The organism is Micromonospora sagamiensis (genome assembly GCF_014680085.1).
GTDB classification, from domain to species: domain Bacteria; phylum Actinomycetota; class Actinomycetes; order Mycobacteriales; family Micromonosporaceae; genus Micromonospora; species Micromonospora inyonensis.
In genome coordinates this window covers 5,235,801-5,254,488 of sequence record NZ_AP023438.1, presented here as the reverse complement: position 1 = coordinate 5,254,488, position 18,688 = coordinate 5,235,801, and the positions used below count along the sequence as shown (strand labels likewise).

General features: G+C 72.6%; 15 protein-coding genes. 6 read left to right on the top strand and 9 right to left on the bottom strand.

From position 1 onward, the window contains the following. The first annotated feature begins 7 nt into the window (after positions 1–7). The gene (locus IGA62_RS23195) at positions 8–1,927 is read left to right on the top strand and encodes a helix-turn-helix domain-containing protein (RefSeq protein ID WP_145818876.1); all 1,920 of its coding nucleotides are present in this window, start codon (positions 8–10) and stop codon (positions 1,925–1,927) included. Between the two features lie 86 nt (positions 1,928–2,013). Here the strand turns inward: IGA62_RS23195 and IGA62_RS23190 are convergent, their stop codons facing one another. The 8 genes from IGA62_RS23190 to dnaE all read right to left on the bottom strand — a co-directional run bounded on the left by IGA62_RS23190 (position 2,014) and on the right by dnaE (position 13,224). Next, positions 2,014–3,552: an MFS transporter gene (locus tag IGA62_RS23190; RefSeq protein WP_145818877.1), complete on the bottom strand. Its 1,539-nt coding sequence runs from the start codon at positions 3,550–3,552 to the stop codon at positions 2,014–2,016. Between the two features lie 161 nt (positions 3,553–3,713). Further along, positions 3,714–4,724, bottom strand: coding sequence for a branched-chain amino acid ABC transporter permease (locus IGA62_RS23185; RefSeq protein ID WP_145818878.1), 1,011 nt, complete (start codon positions 4,722–4,724; stop codon positions 3,714–3,716). Then, positions 4,721–5,602, bottom strand: coding sequence for a branched-chain amino acid ABC transporter permease (locus IGA62_RS23180; protein WP_145818879.1), 882 nt, complete (start codon positions 5,600–5,602; stop codon positions 4,721–4,723). The genes IGA62_RS23185 and IGA62_RS23180 overlap by 4 nt, the downstream gene beginning before the upstream one ends. A gap of 4 nt (positions 5,603–5,606) precedes the next feature. Next, positions 5,607–6,857: an ABC transporter substrate-binding protein gene (locus tag IGA62_RS23175; RefSeq protein WP_145818880.1), complete on the bottom strand. Its 1,251-nt coding sequence runs from the start codon at positions 6,855–6,857 to the stop codon at positions 5,607–5,609. A gap of 38 nt (positions 6,858–6,895) precedes the next feature. Then, positions 6,896–7,588 (bottom strand): ABC transporter ATP-binding protein, encoded by a 693-nt coding sequence (locus IGA62_RS23170; protein ID WP_091462791.1) that lies wholly within the window; start codon positions 7,586–7,588, stop codon positions 6,896–6,898. After that, the gene (locus tag IGA62_RS23165; protein ID WP_145818881.1) at positions 7,575–8,360 is read right to left on the bottom strand and encodes an ABC transporter ATP-binding protein; all 786 of its coding nucleotides are present in this window, start codon (positions 8,358–8,360) and stop codon (positions 7,575–7,577) included. Before IGA62_RS23165 ends, IGA62_RS23170 begins: the two co-directional genes overlap by 14 nt. 224 nt (positions 8,361–8,584) lie before the next feature. Beyond that, complete coding sequence (locus IGA62_RS23160; RefSeq protein ID WP_145818882.1) at positions 8,585–9,622, bottom strand: aminotransferase class V-fold PLP-dependent enzyme; 1,038 nt, start codon at positions 9,620–9,622, stop codon at positions 8,585–8,587. A 71-nt stretch (positions 9,623–9,693) separates the two neighbouring features. Beyond that, entirely contained in the window at positions 9,694–13,224 is a 3,531-nt protein-coding gene (gene dnaE / locus IGA62_RS23155) for a DNA polymerase III subunit alpha (RefSeq protein WP_145818883.1), read from the bottom strand. A gap of 221 nt (positions 13,225–13,445) precedes the next feature. Here dnaE and IGA62_RS23150 point away from each other — a divergent pair, with 221 nt between their 5' ends. After that, the gene (locus tag IGA62_RS23150; RefSeq protein ID WP_145818884.1) at positions 13,446–14,009 is read left to right on the top strand and encodes an RNA polymerase sigma factor; all 564 of its coding nucleotides are present in this window, start codon (positions 13,446–13,448) and stop codon (positions 14,007–14,009) included. Next, positions 14,006–14,587 (top strand): hypothetical protein, encoded by a 582-nt coding sequence (locus tag IGA62_RS23145; RefSeq protein WP_232624753.1) that lies wholly within the window; start codon positions 14,006–14,008, stop codon positions 14,585–14,587. Before IGA62_RS23150 ends, IGA62_RS23145 begins: the two co-directional genes overlap by 4 nt. 10 nt (positions 14,588–14,597) lie before the next feature. On the opposite strand, the gene IGA62_RS30645 is transcribed toward IGA62_RS23145, so the two are convergent. After that, positions 14,598–15,956 carry a serine/threonine-protein kinase gene (locus tag IGA62_RS30645; protein WP_145818885.1) on the bottom strand — a complete coding sequence of 453 codons (1,359 nt, stop codon included), beginning with the start codon at positions 15,954–15,956 and terminating at the stop codon, positions 14,598–14,600. Between the two features lie 117 nt (positions 15,957–16,073). Here IGA62_RS30645 and IGA62_RS23135 point away from each other — a divergent pair, with 117 nt between their 5' ends. The 3 genes from IGA62_RS23135 (at position 16,074) to IGA62_RS23125 (ending at position 18,526) form a co-directional block, all read left to right on the top strand. Next, the gene (locus IGA62_RS23135; protein WP_145818886.1) at positions 16,074–16,415 is read left to right on the top strand and encodes a PadR family transcriptional regulator; all 342 of its coding nucleotides are present in this window, start codon (positions 16,074–16,076) and stop codon (positions 16,413–16,415) included. After that, the gene (locus tag IGA62_RS23130; protein ID WP_145818887.1) at positions 16,412–17,359 is read left to right on the top strand and encodes an HAAS signaling domain-containing protein; all 948 of its coding nucleotides are present in this window, start codon (positions 16,412–16,414) and stop codon (positions 17,357–17,359) included. The genes IGA62_RS23135 and IGA62_RS23130 overlap by 4 nt, the downstream gene beginning before the upstream one ends. Positions 17,360–17,689: 330 nt before the next feature. Next, entirely contained in the window at positions 17,690–18,526 is an 837-nt protein-coding gene (locus tag IGA62_RS23125; protein ID WP_145818888.1) for a nitroreductase/quinone reductase family protein, read from the top strand. The last annotated feature ends 162 nt before the right edge of the window (positions 18,527–18,688 follow it).

Below are 18,688 nucleotides of genomic sequence, written 5' to 3'. Positions count from 1 at the left end.
CAGCACAATGGCGCTCATGTCGTCGCCGATCGAGTTCCTGGAGCTACTGGCGCGGGAGGCCGCGTCCGTCGAGTTCGAGGGGCCGTTGATCGCCGCGCGCTCGGCCGGCCTGCCCGCCGACAGGATCGCCGAGTTGGAGCAGGCGAAGGTGGTGGCGCTGCGGGTCCGCGCGCTGTTGGAGCGCCGCCGTCGCCGCGAGACCGAACTCTCCGGTCTCTACGACACGGCCAGCGACCTGGCCGGGCTGCGCGACTCCGACGACGTGCTGCGGGCCATCGTGCACCGGGCCCGGAACCTGCTCGGCGCGGACGTCGCCTACATGACCCTCAACGACGACGACCGGGGTGACACGTACATGCGGGTCACCGACGGGTCGGTCTCCGCCCGGTTCCAGCGGCTGCGGCTGCCGATCGGAGCGGGGCTCGGCGGGCTGGTGGCCCAGTCCGGCACCCCCTACGTGACCGCCAACTACTCCGAGGACGAGCGCTTCCACCACACCGGCGAGATCGACGCCGGGGTGCGCGAGGAGGGCCTGGTGGCGATCCTCGGCGTGCCGCTGCGCCTCGGGTCGACCTCGATCGGGGTGCTCTACGCGGCGAACCGGTCCGCCCGGCCGTTCGCCCGGGAGGAGGTGGCGCTGCTGGTCTCGCTCGCCGCGCACGCCGCGGTGGCCATCGACACCGCCCGGCTGCTCGCCGAGACCCGGGCGGCGTTGGCCGAGCTGTCGGCGGCGAACACCACCATCCGCGCGCACAGCGCCTCGGTGGAGCGGGCGGCGGCCGCGCACGACCGGATGACCGCGCTGGTGCTGCGCGGCGGTGGGGTGGAGGACGTCGCGGCGGCGGTCACCGACGTGCTCGGTGGGGCGCTGCTGGCACTGGACGCCGAGGGGCGGCTGCTGGCCCGGGTCGGTGAGATCGACGAGCCGGACCGCGCGGACATGGTGGAGGCGGTGGCCGCGTCACGGACCGAGGGCCGCAGCGTACGGCGGGGCCGGCTCTGGTACGCCGCGGTGGTGGCCGGCGCGGAGAACCTCGGCGCGCTGGTGCTGCGCCCGGAGGACGAACTGGTCGACGCCGACCAGCGCATCCTCGAACGGGCCGCCCTGGTGACCGCGCTGCTGCTGCTGTTCCGGCAGACCGTCGCCGAGGCGGAGGGCCGGGTCCGGGGCGAGCTGCTCGACGACCTGATCGCCCGGCCGTTGGCGGACGCGGAGGCGCTGCGCAGCCGGGGCCGGCGGCTCGGCGTCGACCTGGACGCCCCGCACGTGCTGGTGGCGGTCGGCGACGACGTGATCGCCGCCACCGGGTCGGCGCGGCAGCGGGTGGTCTCCTGGGCCACGACGTACGCCTCGACCCGGGGCGGGCTGGCCGCCGCGCGCGACGGCCGGGTGGTGCTGATGCTGCCCGGACAGGACGCGGGTGCCGCGGCCCGCGCGGTGGCCCGGGACCTGTCCCGGGTGACCGGCCGGCCGGTGACCGCCGGAGGCAGCGGACCGGCGCGCGGGCCCGCGTCGCTGGCGGCGACGTTCCGCGAGGCGGACCGCTGCCTGACCGCCCTCGGCGCGCTGGGCCGGACCGGTCAGGGGGCGAGCACCGCCGAGCTGGGGTTCGTCGGGCTGCTCCTCGGCGCGGTCGGCGACCAGGGCGACCGGGACGTGGCCCGGTTCCTCACCGACACCGTCGGCCCGGTCGTCGACTACGACGCCCGCCGGGGCACCGCACTGGTGAAGACGCTGGAGGCGTACTTCGGGGTCGGCGGGAGCCTGGCCCGGGCGGCGGAGCAGCTGCACGTGCACGTCAACACGGTCACCCAGCGTCTGGAACGGGTCGGGCAGCTGCTCGGCGCGGACTGGCAGAAGCCGGAACGGGCGCTGGAGGTGCAGCTCGCGCTCCGCCTGCACCGGTTGCGCGACCCGGACCGCTGAGCCCGGACCGCACCCCGGCGGGCGACCCGGACCGCTGAACCCGGACCGCGACCGGGCGGGCGGCCCGGACCGCCCGTGCAGGACGACTACCGTGGCCGCCCGCTCCCGGTCGACGTGGGGCGGCCGGGCATCCAGCGCAGCACCCCGAGCAGCCCGAGACCGGCCACGGCGGCGGCGAGCAGCGCCACCACGTGCATGGCGGTGACGAAGGCGCGGTCCGCCGTGGCCAGCAGGGCGGCGGCGTCCGGGCCGAGCCGGGGTGCCACGCCGTACGCGCCGGCCAGGGAAGCCTCGGCCGGTTCCCGGACCCCGTCGGGCAGCGCCTCGGTCGCCGGGGCGACCCGGACCCGGTAGACCGCGCCGAGCACCGCGCCGAGCACCGACACCCCGAGGGCCGCGCCCACCTGCCGTACCGTGTTGCTGACCGCCGAGCCGACCCCGGCCTTCTCCCGGGGCAGCGCCGCCAGGACCGACTCGGTGGCCGGGGCGGTGATGTGCGCCATCCCGGCACCCTGGACGCCGAGGAGCACGGCGATCACCCAGGTCGGGGTGACCGCGTCGACCAGGGCCCAGCCCGCCAGCGCGATCCCGACCAGGCCCAGCCCGCCACCGCAGACCACCCGGGTACCGTACCGGCGGACCAGCGTGGCGCTGCGCGGGGCGAGGACGAGCTGGGTCAGGGCCAGCGGCAGGAAGAGCAGGCCGGTGTGCAGGGGCGAGTGGCCCCGGACCAGTTGCAGGTGGAAGGCGCTGACGAACATCACCCCGGCCCCGGTGAAGAAGACCAGGCCGACCAGGGCCACCGGGACGGCGAACCCGGACACCCGGAACAGCCGTACGTCCAGCGCGGGGTGGGCGGTGCGCCGCTCGTGCCAGCCGAACGCGACCAGCACGGCCAGGCCGGTGAGCACCGCCGCCCAGACCAGCGGCCGGTCGAAGCCGTGCTCGCCACCGTCGATCACGCCCCAGGTGAGGGTGACCAGGCCGACCACGGAGAGCGCGACGCCGGGCAGGTCGATCCGGCCGGGGCGGGGGTCGCGCGACTCGGGCACCAGCAGCGCTCCGGCGACCAGCCCGGCGAGCGCCACCGGCACGTTGACCAGGAAGACCGATCCCCACCAGAAGTGGGCCAGCAGGACCCCGCCGAGGACCGGGCCGGCCGCCACGGCCAGCCCGACCGAGGCGGACCAGTACCCGATCGCCCGGGGCCGCTCCCGGGGGTCGAAGACGCCAGCGATGACCGACAGGGTCGCCGGCATGATCGCCGCACCGCCGAGCCCCATCACCGCGCGGGCCAGGACCAGCTGCGTCGGGTCCCGGGCGTACGCCGACAGCAGCGAGCCCAGCCCGAACACGGCGAGCCCGGCCAGCAGGAACCGCCGCCGGCCGTAGCGGTCGCCGAGCACGCCGAGACTGAACAGCAGCCCGGCGAAGACCAGCGTGTACGAGTTGACCGCCCACTCCAGCTCGGCCTGGCTCGCGCCCAGGCCGTGCACCGGGTCGGCCAGGGTGCGCAGGGCGACGTTGAGGATGGTGCTGTCCATGACCACCAGGAGCAGGCTGACCACGGTCACCCCGAGGATCGGCCACCGCCTCGGGTGCCCGGTGTTCGCGTACGCCGGCACGGCACGCCCTCCCCTGCGATCCTGCCGGGGGTGGGGCGGTGGGATCCCGCGCCCAGCCTAGGGCGAACCACCCCCGGCAGGGAACCGGCAAGGGGAGCGTTTTGGCTGGTCAGGCACGTTTTGCTGGTCAGGCACGGTGTCCCGGCGAGGGGACGGCCGGGTCACCCGCGACGTCCGGGGCGCCAGCGGGCGGCCAGCGCCGCCACGGTGCCCCAGATGCCCCGCCGGAACAGCAGCACGACGAGGACGAAGATGCCACCGGTGACCAGGCCGATCGCCTCGAAGCCGGAGAAGGACAGCCAGTCCTCCAGCCGGACCAGGACGGCCGCGCCGAGCACGCCGCCCCAGAGGGTGCCGATGCCGCCGAGCACCACCACGATCACCGCCTTGCCGGAGGTGGTCCAGTGCAGGGTGTCCAGCGAGACGAACCGGTGCCCGACGGCGAACAGGCCGCCGCCCAGCCCGGCGATGAAGCCGGAGAGGACGAACGCGGTCAGCTTGTACCGGCGGACCGGGTAGCCGAGCGCGCGGGCGCGGGCCGGGTTGTCGCGGATGCCGACCAGCACCCGACCGAACGGCGAGTGCACGATCCGCCAGGCGGCGGCGAGACCGAGCAGCGCGATCGGCAGCGCCGTGTAGTAGAAGTAGTAGTCGTCGGTGAGGTCGAGCCCGAAGAGTTCCCGGGGCACCCCCTGGAGGCCGTTCTCGCCCCGGGTGACCGAGCGCCACTCGTTGGCGACGTAGTAGACCATCTGCGCGAACGCCAGGGTGACCATGGCGAAGTAGATGCCGGTGCGGCTGACCGCCAGGTAGCCGATGGGCACCGCGAGCACGGCGGCGGCGAGCGCGCCGAGCAGCACGGCCACCGGGAAGGGCAGCCCGGCGTGGATCGCGACCAGCCCGGTGACGTACGCCGAGGTGCCCCAGAAGGCGGCGTGCCCGAAGGACATCAGCCCGGTGAAGCCGAGCAGCAGGTCGACCGAGACGGCGAAGAGCGCCCAGCAGAGGATGTCCACCGCCACCGCCGGGTAGAGGCCGTTGGGCAGCCAGAGGGCCACGGCCAGGCCGGCGGCGAGCAGCGCGTACCGCAGCCAGCGCGGCGAGGCGGCGACGGCGGCCAGCGCGGAGGGGGTGCGCTTCGCGCCGGGCTCGGTGTCGACCACGGTGGTCATGCGGGTGCCTCCTCACGGCCGAACAGCCCGGCCGGACGCCAGAGCAGCACCACGGCCATCACGATGAACACGGCGGTCTGGGCCAGGATCGGCCAGTCCGACAGGTACGCCTCGCCCCACGCCTGGATCAGCCCGATGCCGAAGCCGGCGGCGACCGAGCCGAAGATGGAACCGAGCCCGCCGATCACCACCACCGCGAAGACCACGATGATCAGATCCGCCCCCATCAGTGGGTTGACCGCCCGCATCGGCGCGGCCAGCACCCCGGCCAGGGCGGCCAGGGCGATGCCGAAGCCGAAGACCGGCGTGATCCACCGCCCGACGTCGATGCCGAACGCCCGGGTCAGTTCGGGGCGCTCGGTGGCGGCCCGGACGACCATGCCGACCCGGGTGTGGCCGAGCAGCCACCAGGCCCCGACACAGACGGCCACCGCGAAGCCGAGGATGAACACCCGGTACGTGGGGAAGTCGAACAGCCCGAAGTCGACCGATCCGGACAGCTCGGCCGGGGTGGCGTACGGGCTGGACTGCACGCCGTACCGGAGCTTGACCAGGTCCTGGAGGATCAGCGTCAGCCCGAAGGTGAGCAGGAAGTTGTAGAGCGGGTCGAGCCGGGTGAGCCGGTGGATGAAGGCTCGTTCCAGGGCCATGCCGAGCAGGCCCAGCCCGACCGGCATGATCACCAGAGCCGCCCAGAACGGCACCCCCGCCTCGGTGAGCAGCACGTACGCCCCGAACGCGCCGAGCATGTAGAACGCGCCGTGGGCGAAGTTGACCACCCGCAACATGCCGAAGATGACCGCGAGCCCGAGGGCGAGCAGGGCGTAGAACGCCCCACTCACCAGCCCGTTGAAGGTGTTCTGGAGGAAGCCGGTCACGGCGTCACATCCGGCAGTCCGGGGACGGGGCGCGGAACGCCTCCGCCGCCGGGATGGTCTTGAGGACCTTCACGTAGTCCCACTCCTCGGTGACCTCGGCGGCCGGCTTGACCTGGGCCAGGTAGGCGTCGTGCACGACCCGGTGGTCCTCGGCGCGGATCTTCCCGTTGCGCAGGAAGACGTCGTCGACGGTCTTGCCCTCCAGGGCCTTGACGATGGTGTCCGCGTCGTCGGTCCCGGCGGCCTGCACCGCCTCCAGATACTGCGTGGCGGCGGAGTAGTTGGCCGCGTGGGCGAACGTCGGCCGGGTGCCGGTGGCGGCCTTGAACCGGTCGGCGAACTCCCGGTTGCGCTGGTCGAAGTTCCAGTACCAGGCGTCGGTGTAGGTGGTGCCGGCGAGCGCGTCCGGGGTGAGCGAGTGGATGTCGGTGAGGAACATCAGCCCCACCGCCAGGCCGACGCCCTTCTCCCGGAGCTTGAACTCGTTGTACTGCTTGACCACGTTGACCAGTTCGGCCCCGGCCTGCATGGTGCCGAGCACGTCCGGCTTCGGGTTCAGCGTCGGGGCCTTGAGCAGGTACGTCGAGTAGTCGCCGCTGGTGTTCGGGAACGGCGCGGCGTCCTTCGCCACCACCCGGCCGCCGGCCGCGGTGATCGCGTTGGAGAAGCTGCGCTCCATGTCCTGCCCGAACTGGTAGTTCGGGTAGAGCACGTACCAGTTCTTCGCGCCCTGCTCGGTGGTGTTGCGTCCGGTGCCGTTGGCCAGCATGTACGTGTCGTACGCGTAGTGGAAGGTGTACTTGTTGCACTTCGCGCCGGTGAGCGTGGTGGTGGCGGCACCGATGTTGAAGTAGAGCTTCTTCTTCTCCTTCGCCACGTCGGCCACCTTCTCCGCCGCCGACGAGGTGGGCACGTCGAGGATCAGGTCGACGTTCTTGCGGTCGTACATCTCGGCCGCTTTGGTGTTGGCGATGTCCGGCTTGTTCTGGTGGTCGGCGGTCTCCACGGTGATGTCCTTCGTCACCGCGTCGTCGCCGTACTTCTTCTTGAAGTCGGCGATCGCCATCTCGACGGCCTTCACCGAGTTCTTGCCGGACAGTTCGAGGTAGACCCCGGACTGGTCGTTGAGCACGCCCAGCACGATCCGGTCACCGCTGAGCTTCCCGTCGCCCGAGGACTGCGGCCCTCCCCCGCCGCAGCCGGCCACCAGCAGCGCGGCCGCCGACCCGGCGGCCATCAACATGGTCCTGCGCATGGTCTTCCCTCCATCCGCGCGCGGTGCGCGGGTCGTCGTCAGATGCCGAGGTACGACAGCAGCTCGCGCTCCCGCGAGCGCACCTCGGAGTTGTCCATCGCCTCCACCACCCGTCCCTCGGCCAGCAGGTAGTGCCGGTCGGCGACGCCGGTGGCGAAGTGCAGGTTCTGCTCGACCAGCAGCACGGTCACCCCGTGCTCCTTGGCCTGCCGCAGGATGTCGCCGACCTGTCCCACCAGCAGCGGCGAGAGCCCCTCGGTCGGCTCGTCGCAGAGCAGCAGCCGCGCGCCCATCCGCAGCACCCGGGCCAGGGCGAGCATCTGCTGCTCCCCACCGGAGAGGGTGGTGGCAGCCGAGTCGCGGCGGGCGTACAGGGCGGGGAACGCCTCGTAGACCCGCTCCAGCGGCCACGGGTCGGGGCCGACCGTCGGTGGCAGCGTGAGGTTCTCGGTGACGCTGAGCGTGGCGTACGCGCCCCGGTCGTCGGGGACCCAGCCGAGGCCGAGCCGGGCCCGCCGGTGGGCCGGCAGCCGGCCGACGTCCCGGCCGTCCAGGGTGATCGTGCCGCTGCGACCGGGGTGCAGCCCCATCACGCAGCGCAGCAGGGTGGACTTGCCGGCCCCGTTGCGCCCGACCAGGGTGACCACCTCGCCGGCGTCGACGGTGAGGTTCACCCCGCGCAGCACCCGCGCCTCGCCGTACCAGGCGGACAGGTCGTCAACGCGCAGCATCGGTCGCTCCGTCGGTGGCTCCATCGGCGGCTCCCAGGTAGGCGGTGATCACGCGTTCGTCGGCCCGGACCTGCTCGTACGGGCCCTCGACGAGGACCTTGCCGGCCTGGAGCACGGTGACGGTGTCCGCCAGCCGGCCGACCACGCTCATGTTGTGTTCGACCATCACCACCGTCCGGCCGGCGCGGACCCGGGCGATCAGCTCGACGGTGCGGTCGACGTCCTCCAGCCCCATCCCGGCGGTCGGCTCGTCGAGCAGCAGCACGCGGGGTTCGAGGGCGAGGGCGATGGCCAGTTCCAGGGCCCTCTTGCGCCCGTACGCGAGGGCGTCGGCGGGGGTTTCGGCCAGTTCGGCGAGACCGACCTCGGCGAGCAGTTCGTCGGCGCGGGCGGTGTAGCGGCGCATCAGGCGGGCCGAGCGCCAGAACCGCCAGCCCAGCCCGCTGGGGCTCTGCAACGCCAGCGTCACGTGTTCGCGGGCGGAGAGCTGCGGGAAGAGGCTGGTGATCTGGAAGGACCGGGCGACGCCGAGCCGGGCGACCCGCTCCGGAGGCAGGCCGGCGATGTCCCGTCCGTCGAGCAGGATGTGCCCGCCGCTGGGCCGCAGGAACCCGGTGAGCAGGTTGAACAGGGTGGTCTTGCCGGCACCGTTCGGGCCGACGAGGGCGTGCACGGTGCCCTCGACCACGTCGAGGTCGACCCAGTCCACGGCCCGGAAGCCCCGGAAGTCCCGGGTCAGCCCTCGCGCCGACAGCAGTCCCTGCCCGACCATCGCCACACCCTCCGCAGGTCGACGGCGACGACCGGTTCGGTGACCACGGTCACAGGATCGTCGCGTGCAGGAAACCTACGGCGCGGCGGCAACGCTGAACTATGTCGATGTCACATACATTCGGGTACGACCACCCGGGCCCGTCCACCATGGGGGAACGGACCCGGATCGTCGCCGCACCGGCGGGCCACCCCGTGGACATGTGGTGGCGCCACCGGTACCCATCAGCCGGTAAGCGCGTTCAGGGCGAGGTCCACGTCCTCCTCGGACGTGTAGACGTGGAAGGACGCCCGGACCCGACCGGCGCGGACGGCGGCCCGCACCCCGGCCCGCTCCAGCTTCTCCTGCGCCCCGGGGACGTCGACGGTGACGATCGCGCTCTCCCCCGGCGGTCGCCCGAGACCGGTGAGGAACCGGTTGGCCAGGGCCACGTCGTGGTCCCGGATCGCGGGCACTCCGATCTCGGCGAGGAGTTCCAGCGCGGCTGCCGCGCCGACGTAGCAGAACCAGGCCGGGGAGATGTCGAAGCGCCGGGCGTCGTCGGCCAGCCGCAGCGGTGGCCCGTAGTAGGAGTCGTACGGGTCCCGACCCGCGAACCAGCCGGCGGCGTCCGGTCGCATCCGCTCCCGCAACCGCGGCGCCAGGTAGCCGAAGGCCGCACCGCGCGGCGCGGCCAACCACTTGTACGCCCCGACCACCACCGCGTCGGCCCGGCTGCCGTCGAAGGGCAGCCAGCCGCAGGCCTGGGTGGCGTCGACCGACACCAACGCGCCGTGCGCGCGGGCGGCGGCCACGATCTCGTCGTACGGGGCGATCCGGCCGTCGGCGGACTGCACCAGGCTGAACGCGACCAGGTCGGTGCGCTCGTCGATGGCGTCGACCAGCCCTTCCAGCGGCACCGTCCGCACCTCGACGCCCCGCTCGGCCTGCACCAGCCAGGGGAAGAGGTTGCTGGTGAACTCGACCTCCGGCACCACCACGGTCGCGCCCGCCGGCAGCGCCGCCGCGACGGGGGCCAGCAACTGGGACACCGCGCTCCCCACCGCCACGTCCCCGGCCGGTACGTCCACCAGCCGGGCGAACGCCGCCCGCGACCGGTCGGTCGTCGCGTTCCACAACTCGACGGCGTTGCGTCCGGCCCGCCACTGGCCCAGCGCCTCCTGGAGCGCCGCCCAGGTCGGCTCGGCCGGCAACCCGTAGGTGGCGGTGTTCAGCCAGCCGGGCTCCGGCTGCCACAGCTTGCGTGCGTCGTCCAGATCCATGGGTCCGACGCTAACCGCGCGGTCACGACTCGGTCACAGCCAATTCCCGGTCCCTGGCTCCCGGTCGGCGGTCAGCTCACGTTCGCCGGGCCGAGCACGCTCTTCAGGTCACCCATCAGCGCGGTGGTCGCGGCCACCCGGAACGGCCCGAGCCGCAGCGTGGTGACCTTGCCGCCGTTGAGGAGCTTGACGTGCACCTCGGTGTCGCCGGGATGCAGCACCAGGGTCTCCTTGAGCCGTTCCACCAGCGGCGGCGTGCACCGGTGCACCGGAATGGTCAGGGTGACCGGCTTGCTGCCCGGATTGCTGGTGACGTCGGGCAGTTGCATGTCCATCGCCATGATCCTGGGGGTGTCGTCCCGGCGGTCCACCCGGCCCTTGACCACCACGATCGCGTCCTCGGCGATGTACTGCCCGATCACCTCGTAGGTGTTCGGGAAGAACAGCGTCTCCACCCCGCCGGCCAGGTCCTCCAGGGTGGCCGACGCCCAGGCGCGGCCCTGCTTGGTCACCCGGCGCTGCACCCCGGAGAGGATGCCGGCGAGGGTGACCACCGCACCGTCGGGCACCGAGCCCTCCTCCGACAGTGCGGCGATGGTGCAGTCCGCCGCCGCGCCGAGGACGTGTTCCAGCCCGAACAGCGGGTGGTCGGAGACGTAGAGGCCGAGCATCTCGCGCTCGAAGGCGAGCTTGTCCCGCTTGTCCCACTCGCCGTCGCCGATCACCGGCATCACGGTCGTGCTGGTGGTGTCGGCGTCACCGAAGCCGGCACCGAAGAGGTCGTACTGGCCGACCGCCTCCTTGCGCTTGACGTCGGCGTACGCGTCGATCGCCTCGGCGTGCACGGCGAGCAGGCCCTTGCGGGGGTGCCCCAGCGCGTCGAACGCCCCGGCCTTGATCAGGGATTCGATGGTCTTCTTGTTGCAGACCACCGCGTCGACCTTCGACAGGAAGTCGTAGAAGTCGGCGTACTCGCCCTTCTCCTCCCGGCAACGCATGATCGCGGCGACCACGTTCGCGCCGACGTTGCGGACCGCCGCGAGCCCGAACCGGATGTCCTTCCCGACCGGGGTGAACGGCCCGGCGGAGGTGTTCACGTCCGGCGGCAGGACCTGGATCCGCATCCGGCGGCACTCGGAGAGATAGAGCGCCATCTTGTCCTTGTCGTCGCCGACCGAGGTCAGCAACGCGGCCATGTACTCGGCCGGGTAGTGCGCCTTGAGGTACGCCGTCCAGTACGACACCAGCCCGTACGCCGCGGAGTGCGCCTTGTTGAAGGCGTAGCCGGCGAACGGGACCAGCACGTCCCACACCGCCTGGATCGCCTCGTCGGAGTAGCCGCGCTCGCGGCAGCCGTCCCGGAACGGGATGAACTCCTTGTCGAGGATCTCCTTCTTCTTCTTGCCCATCGCCCGCCGGAGCAGGTCGGCCTGGCCGAGCGTGTAGCCGGCGAGGATCTGCGCGGCGCGCTGCACCTGCTCCTGGTAGACGATCAGGCCGTGGGTGGGGGCCAGGATCTCCCGGAGCGGTTCCTCCAGCTCCGGGTGGATCGGGGTGATCTCCTGGAGGCCGTTCTTGCGCAGCGCGTAGTTGGTGTGCGAGTCCACGCCCATCGGGCCGGGCCGGTAGAGCGCGAGGACGGCGGAGATGTCCTCGAAGTTGTCCGGCTTCATCAGCCGCAGCAGCGACCGCATCGGCCCGCCGTCGAGCTGGAACACGCCAAGCGTGTCGCCCCGGGCCAGCAGCTCGTAGGCGGCCTTGTCGTCCAGCTCCAGGCCCAGCAGGTCGAGGTCCTTGCCGTGGTTGAGCTGGATGTTCTTGACCGCGTCGTCGATGATCGTCAGGTTGCGCAGGCCGAGGAAGTCCATCTTCAACAGCCCGAGCGACTCGCACGTCGGGTAGTCGAACTGGGTGATGATCACCCCGTCGGAGTCCCGGCGCATCAGCGGGATGTGCTCGATGATCGGCTCGGCCGACATGATCACGCCGGCCGCGTGCACACCGGTCTGCCGGATCAGCCCCTCGATGCCCTTGGCGGTGTCGATCACCTTGCGGACGTCCGGGTCGGACTCGTACAGGCCCCGGATCTCGCCGGCCTCGGCGTACCGGGGGTGCTTCGGGTCGAAGATGCCGCCGAGCGGGATGTCCTTGCCCATCACCGCCGGGGGCATCGCCTTGGTGATCCGGTCACCCACCGCGTACGGGTACCCGAGCACCCGGGCCGAGTCCTTGATCGCGGCCTTCGCCTTGATCGTGCCGAAGGTGGCGATCTGGGCGACCTTGTCCTCACCCCACTTGTCGGTGACGTACTTGATCACCTCACCGCGCCGACGCTCGTCGAAGTCGATGTCGACGTCCGGCATGGAGACCCGCTCGGGGTTCAGGAACCGCTCGAAGATCAGGCCGTGCGGGATCGGGTCCAGGTCGGTGATGCCGAGCGCGTACGCGACCAGCGAGCCGGCCGCCGAGCCACGGCCCGGACCGACCGCGATGCCCTGGTTCTTCGCCCACTGGATGAAGTCGGCGACCACGAGGAAGTACGACGGGAAGCCCATCTGGATGATGACGCCCAACTCGTACTCGGCCTGGACGACGTGCCCCTCCGGGACACCGTTCGGGAAGCGGCGCGCCAGTCCCTTGAAGGTCTCCTTGCGGAACCAGGACTCCTCGGTCTCCCCCTCCGGCACCGGGAACCGCGGCATCAGGTTGTGGAACTCGAACATCCCCGCCGGGTCGACCCGTTCGGCGACCAGCAGGGTGTTACGGCAGCCCTCCAGCCACACGTCCGAGCCGTCGACCGCGCGCATCTCCTCGGCGGACTTGATGAAGTAGCCGCTGCCGCCGAACTTGAACCGGTTCGGGTCGGCGATGTTGCTGCCGGTCTGGACGCAGAGCAGCACGTCGTGCGACTCGGCCTGCGCCTCGTGGGTGTAGTGCGAGTCGTTGGTGACCACCGGGGGGATGGCCAGCTTCTTGCCGATCTCCAGCAGCCCGTCCCGGACCCGCTTCTCGATGTCCAGGCCGTGGTCCATCAGCTCCAGGAAGTAGTTCTCCCGGCCGAAGATCTCCTGGTACTTCGCCGCCGCCTCCAGTGCCTGGGCGTCCTGGCCGAGACGCAGCCGGATCTGCACCTCACCCGACGGGCAGCCGGTGGTGGCCATCAGGCCCTCGGCGTGCGCGGCGATCAGCTCGGTGTCCATCCGGGGCCACTTGACGAAGAATCCCTCGGTGTACGCCTTCGAGGTGAGCGTGAAGAGGTTGTGCAGCCCGGTCCGGTTGCGCGCCCAGATCGTCTTGTGGGTGTAGCCACCACTACCCGAGACGTCGTCGCTCTTCTGCTCCGGACGACCCCACTTCACCCGCTGCTTGTGGAAGCGCGACTCCGGCGCCACGTACGCCTCGATGCCGAGCACCGGGGTGATCCCGGCGGCCATGGCCTGCTTGTAGAAGTCGTGCGCGCCGTGCATGTTGCCGTGGTCGGTCATCGCCACCGCCGGCATGCCCAGTCGGCTCGCCTCGGCGAAGAGGTCCTTGAGACGGGCCGCACCGTCGAGCATCGAGTACTCCGTGTGCACGTGCAGATGCGCGAACGAGTCGGCCATGCAGAGCGCCCCCCGGGTCTGATCTTTGGCAGTCGGCCTAGCCTAGTCCCGTCCCGAGGGCCGCTTCCACGGCGCCGCGCGGGGCGCCACGGGTGGCGCTGGTCGCGTCCACCGGCGGTGGGCGTCGGGTCGACAGTCGGTTGCCGGACTCGACCGGGCCCGCCGGGCGGCGGCCGTCGTAGCCTGGGCCGGACAGCACCCGGCGAGCATGGGACGACCCGATGGCCCTTCCGGACGGTATCGAGGAGCTGGCCGGCGCGGCGTCGCGGGGCGACCCGGCGGCGCGGGACGCGCTGCTGGCCGCGGTACGCCCGGAGGTGCTGCGCCTCTGTGCCCGGCTGCTGCCGCACCGGGAGGACGCCGAGGAGGCGTGCCAGGACGCTCTGCTGGCGCTGGCCCAGGGCATCGGCCGGTTCGAGGGGCGGTCGTCGTTCCGCACCTGGCTCCACCGGCTGACCGCCAATCGGGCCCGCTCGACCTACCGGGTGCTGCGCCGACGGTGGCTGGTGGAGGCCGGTGGCCTGCCGCTGCCGGAGCGACCCGACCCGCGCCGGACGAGCGTGGTCGCCGGCACCCGGCTCGATCTGCTCGACGCGCTCGACGCGGTCCGCCCCGAACTCGCCGAGGCGGTGACCCTGCGCGACGTCCTCGGGCTGGGCTACCGGGAGATCGCCGAGCTGCTCGGCCTGCCCGAGGGGACGGTCAAGTCGCGGATCCACGAGGCCCGCCGGCAAGTGCGGGCACGGCTGTCCGGAGAGCCCTCGACCGCCGAGGGGCGGCGGTGAGCGTGCCGACCCACCGGGGACCCAACGGCCGCCGGGGCCGGGTGGGCGGCCGGCTGGCCCCGGTCACGGTGGTCGTCGTGGCGGTGGCCGGGATGGTCGCGGCGTGCGGCGGCGACGTGCCCGTCTCGCCGCTGCCCGTCCAGCCACCGTCCGCGGTGGCCACCCGCACGCCCACTCCGCCGGTGACGTCCACGCCGTCGGCCTCCCCGCCGCCGGGTACGCCGGTCGTCGTCCCCACGTCCCGCCGCCCCGCGCCGGTGACGTCGACGTCCGTGCGGACCCCGCCCGCGACCCGGTCGCCGAGTGGGTTGCCCGGCACCTGCCACGGTGCGGTGCGGTACGACCTGGTGCTGGCCGAGACCGAGTTGGCGCTGCTCACCTCGCTCTGCTTCGCCACCGGCGGGGTGCTGCGGATCATCGGGATCGGGCCGGGCGAGGTGACCGTGGACCGGGAGGACCTGGTCTCCCGCAGCTACGAGGGTGGGGTGGTGGACGTCCGGTTCGTCCGGCCGGGCACCGTGGTCGTGCGGATCCCGCAGGGCGGTACGACGTACCCGATCACCGTGGTGGTGCGGTAGCCGGCGGGGTCTACCGCACCCGCACCCCGGCGAGCAGCCGGTCGACGAAGTCGGCCGCGCCGCCATCCGGGGGCACGACCTGCACGTAGACCAGACCGGTACGGCCGGGGCCGAGCCCGGCGGCCTCGACGACCACCGGCCGGCCCCGGTCGCAGGTGAACCGGGCCACCACCCAGTCCACGCCGGCCTGCCGGGTGCGCCGCAGGGGCGCGGCGACGCAGGCCGCGTGCGGTCGTTCGGCGACGAAGCCGGCGGGGGTGGTCCGCGCGGCGGTGCTGGCGGAGAGGCCGACGAAGGCCCCCGGCACGGTCGGGTCGGCCGCCCACCGGTGCGGGTCGGGTGACATCACCAAGGCGGGTTCGAGGGTGCCGTCGGCACCGTACTGGCCCGCCCAGCCGGTGCCGACGGCTCGCCATCCGGGCGGCAGCGCGACGGTGATCGGTCCGTTCGTCCCGGTGCCGGCGTCCCGGCCGGCGGTGGCGGTGTCCCCGGCCAGGGTCCCGACGGCGACGAGCACCGCCACGCCCACCGCCGTGGCCCCGAACCGCCGCTCGCCGGCCGGCCGCGCCCCGGACCGTCCGGTACGGGGCGCGGCGGCGTGCCGCAGGGCCGCGCGGAAGGCTGCGGCGTCGGGGTGGCGGTCGGCGGGACGGGCTGCGGTGGCCCGGCGCAGCACGTCCGCCACCTGCGGCGGGACGCCCTCCCGGAGCCGGACCGCTCCGGCCGGGTCCGGGCGCGGCGGCGGGACCGCGCCCAGCAGCCGGACGCCGAGGCGACCCAGCCCGTAGACGTCGGCACGGGTGTCGACGACCGCGAGCGGGTCGTCCTGTTCCGGCGCCATGTAGCCGGGGGTGCCGGCCCGGGCGGTGAGGCCGGAGGCGGCGGCAAGCGCCTTGGCCAGTCCGAGATCGGCGACCAGTACGCGCTCGCCGTCGGGGTGGGACCGGAAGAGGATGTTGCCGGGCGTCAGGTCACGGTGCACCACGCCGTGCCGGTGCAGCACAACGACGCCGGCGGCGATCTCGGCCAGCAGGTCCAGGGCGACGGGCACGGGCAGCGGACCGGCCGCCAGCCGGTCGCGCAGGCTGCCACCGTCGGCCAGGGCCATCACCGAGTACGGTCGCCCGTCGGGCAGTTCCCCGACCCCGTGGACCCGGACCAACCGCTCGTCGTCGAGTCGGCGCAGCAGGCGGGCCTCGTCGAGGAACCGTTCCCGGACCCGCAGGTCGTGGTGCCAGTTCTCGGCCAGCACCTTGATCGCCACCGGGGAGTCGAGCCCCGGGTCGTGGCCCAACCAGACCGTCGCGAACGAGCCCGTGCCGAGCAGCCGCTCGATCCGGTACGGCCCGATCCGTTCCGGACTGGTCACCCACACCACCCCCGCCGCCGGCCCCTCCACCTCTGGTGCGCCGGAACACACTGATCCTACACGGCACGATGATGCGTCAGTGGACAATGGTGTGTGGCACACAGTATCGTGTGACGCATGGTCAGCGATGAGATCCTGCGAACGCACCTCCAGGAGCTGCGTCGGGGCACCGTGGTGGTGGCGAGCCTGGTCGCCCTGCGCCGCCCCAACTACGGCTACGCGCTGCTCCAACGCCTCTCCGACCACGGGTTCCCGGTCGACGCCAACACGCTCTACCCGCTGCTGCGGCGGCTGGAGGAGCAGGGGCTGCTGACCAGCGAGTGGAACACCGAGGAAAGCCGGCCCCGCAAGTTCTACCGAACCAGCGAGGAGGGCGCGGCGGTGCTGGGCCGCCTCCTGGACGACCTCGCCACCGTGCAGACCTCCCTCAACGGCCTGATCGAAGGAGCCGACCGATGACCTCCCTGACCGACCGCTACCTCGCCGCCACCCTGCGCTCGGTGCCGGTGGCACGGCGCGAGGAGATCGCCACCGAGCTGCGCGCCTCGATCGACGACATGATCGAGGCACACACCGCCGACGGGCAGGACACCGCCACCGCCGAGCGGGAGGTGCTCACCGAACTGGGCGACCCGGCCCAGCTCGCCGCCCGCTACGCCGACCGTCGGCTGTACCTCGTCGGCCCGAGGTACTACCTGGCCTGGGAGCGGCTGCTGAAGCGGCTGCTCACCTTCCTGCCGGCGACGGTCGGCATCGTCGTCGGCCTCCTCGAGGCCCTCGACGGCAACGCCGGCGGGGCGATCGGCACGGGCATCACCACCGCCCTCTGGGTGGCGGTCCAGCTCGCCTTCTGGGTCACCCTGGTCTTCGCGGTGCTGGAGCGCACCAACGTCGACCTGAACCTGCCGGGGTGGAGCGTCGACCGGCTGTCGGAGGAGCGGGCCGACCGGCATATTCCGTTGACCGACACGTGTGCGTCGATCGTCTGGCTCCTGCTCGTCATCGCGTACCTGCCGTGGCAGCACTACCGGTCCTTCGTCCCCGACGGTACGGGCGGCGACGTACCGGTCCTCGACCCGGCACTGTGGAACTTCTGGCTGCCGATCCTGATCGCCGTACTGGTCCTCTGCATCGGCCTGGAGATCGTCACGTACCGGGTCGGCCGCTGGACGTGGCCGCTGGTCGCGATGAACGCGGTCCTGAACCTGGCGTTCGCCGCACCGGTGGTCTGGCTGCTGTCGACCGACCGGCTGATCAACCCCGAACTCGTGCAGCGCGTCGACTGGCTCGCCGAGGGCGACAACCTGGACACCGTCACCGCGGCCGTGGTGTCCGGCACGGTGCTGGTCGCGCTCTGGGACGTCGTCGACAGCGCCGTCAAGGCGTACCGCAGCCGCACCTGACCCCACCACGTCCGGCCCGGCACGTCACGGGGCGTGCCGGGCCGGACGCGCACCTGAGCCGGCCCCGCCGCGCCGTGGTGGTCTAGAGTCACCAGGGTGACTGCCGGGTCGGCCGTGGGCCATGAACGAGTGGGGTTCCCGGCCCTGGCGTGACCGCCGGGTCGGCGAGAGGGCCGCCTCTCCCCCGTTTCCTTCGTCTTCTCCACCACGACGGCTCCGCCCTGCCCCGAGGCCGGGAGTACCGGCGGAGCCCTCCTCCTCTCGCCGCGCCGGTGTGCGATGTGCACCGGCGGCCGGCGACCCCTGACGCGGAAAAAGAAGGAACAGGAATTGCCGAACCACTTCAACGACGCCATCATCGACGAGTTCCGGGCCAACCACGGACGGGTCGGCGGCCCGTTCGCCGACAGTCGCCTCCTGCTGCTCACCACCGTCGGAGCGCGCACCGGACGGCCGCACACCACTCCGCTGGGATACCTGCCCGACACCGGCGACCGGCTCCTGGTCGTCGCCTCGGCCGGCGGGACGCCACGGCACCCGGCCTGGTACCACAACATCCGGGCCAACCCGCTCGTCACCGTCGAGAACGGCGCCTTCACCTACCAGGCCGAGGCGACCGTCCTCACCGGCGCGGAACGGGACCGGATCTTCGCCCGGATCGTCGAGGTCGCCCCGGGGTACGCCGACTACCAGGCGCAGACCACCCGCGTCATCCCGGTGGTCGCACTGACGCAGGTCGCCCCCGGACCACCGAACGCCTCCTCGTTCGGCGAGGGACTACGAGTCGTCCACGACGCGTTCCGGCTGGAACTCGCCGCGATCCGCCGCGAGGTCGCCGACTCGGGCCCGGCCCTCGGCGCCCAGCTGCGGATCAACTGCCTGAGCCTCTGCCAGGGGCTGGGGTACCACCACCGGATGGAGGACAACGGGATCTTCCCGGCCCTGGCCGGACAGCCCGGCACCGCCGCCGTCCTGGACCGGCTCCGGGTCGAACACGAACGGATCGCCGCCCTCCTCGCCCAGCTCCAGCACCTCATCGCCGACCCCACCGCCGACGCGGCGCGGCTGCGCGCCGAGGTCGACCGGCTCACCGGTGAGGTGGAGGAGCACCTGGCGTACGAGGAGGAGCACCTCATCCCCCTGATGGAGGGTCCCGGACAGGGCTGACCGTCCGACGTGGTCCCGGAGTCCGACCGGTCCCGGTCGGACTCCGGGGCGTGACCGCGCCCTCGGTCATGGGGATCGACGGCCGCGGCGCCACCGCCCGACCGGTGGCAATTCCTGACCGGGTGGACAGGCCGAACACTCTGGACAGTGGCCGGACGCCGC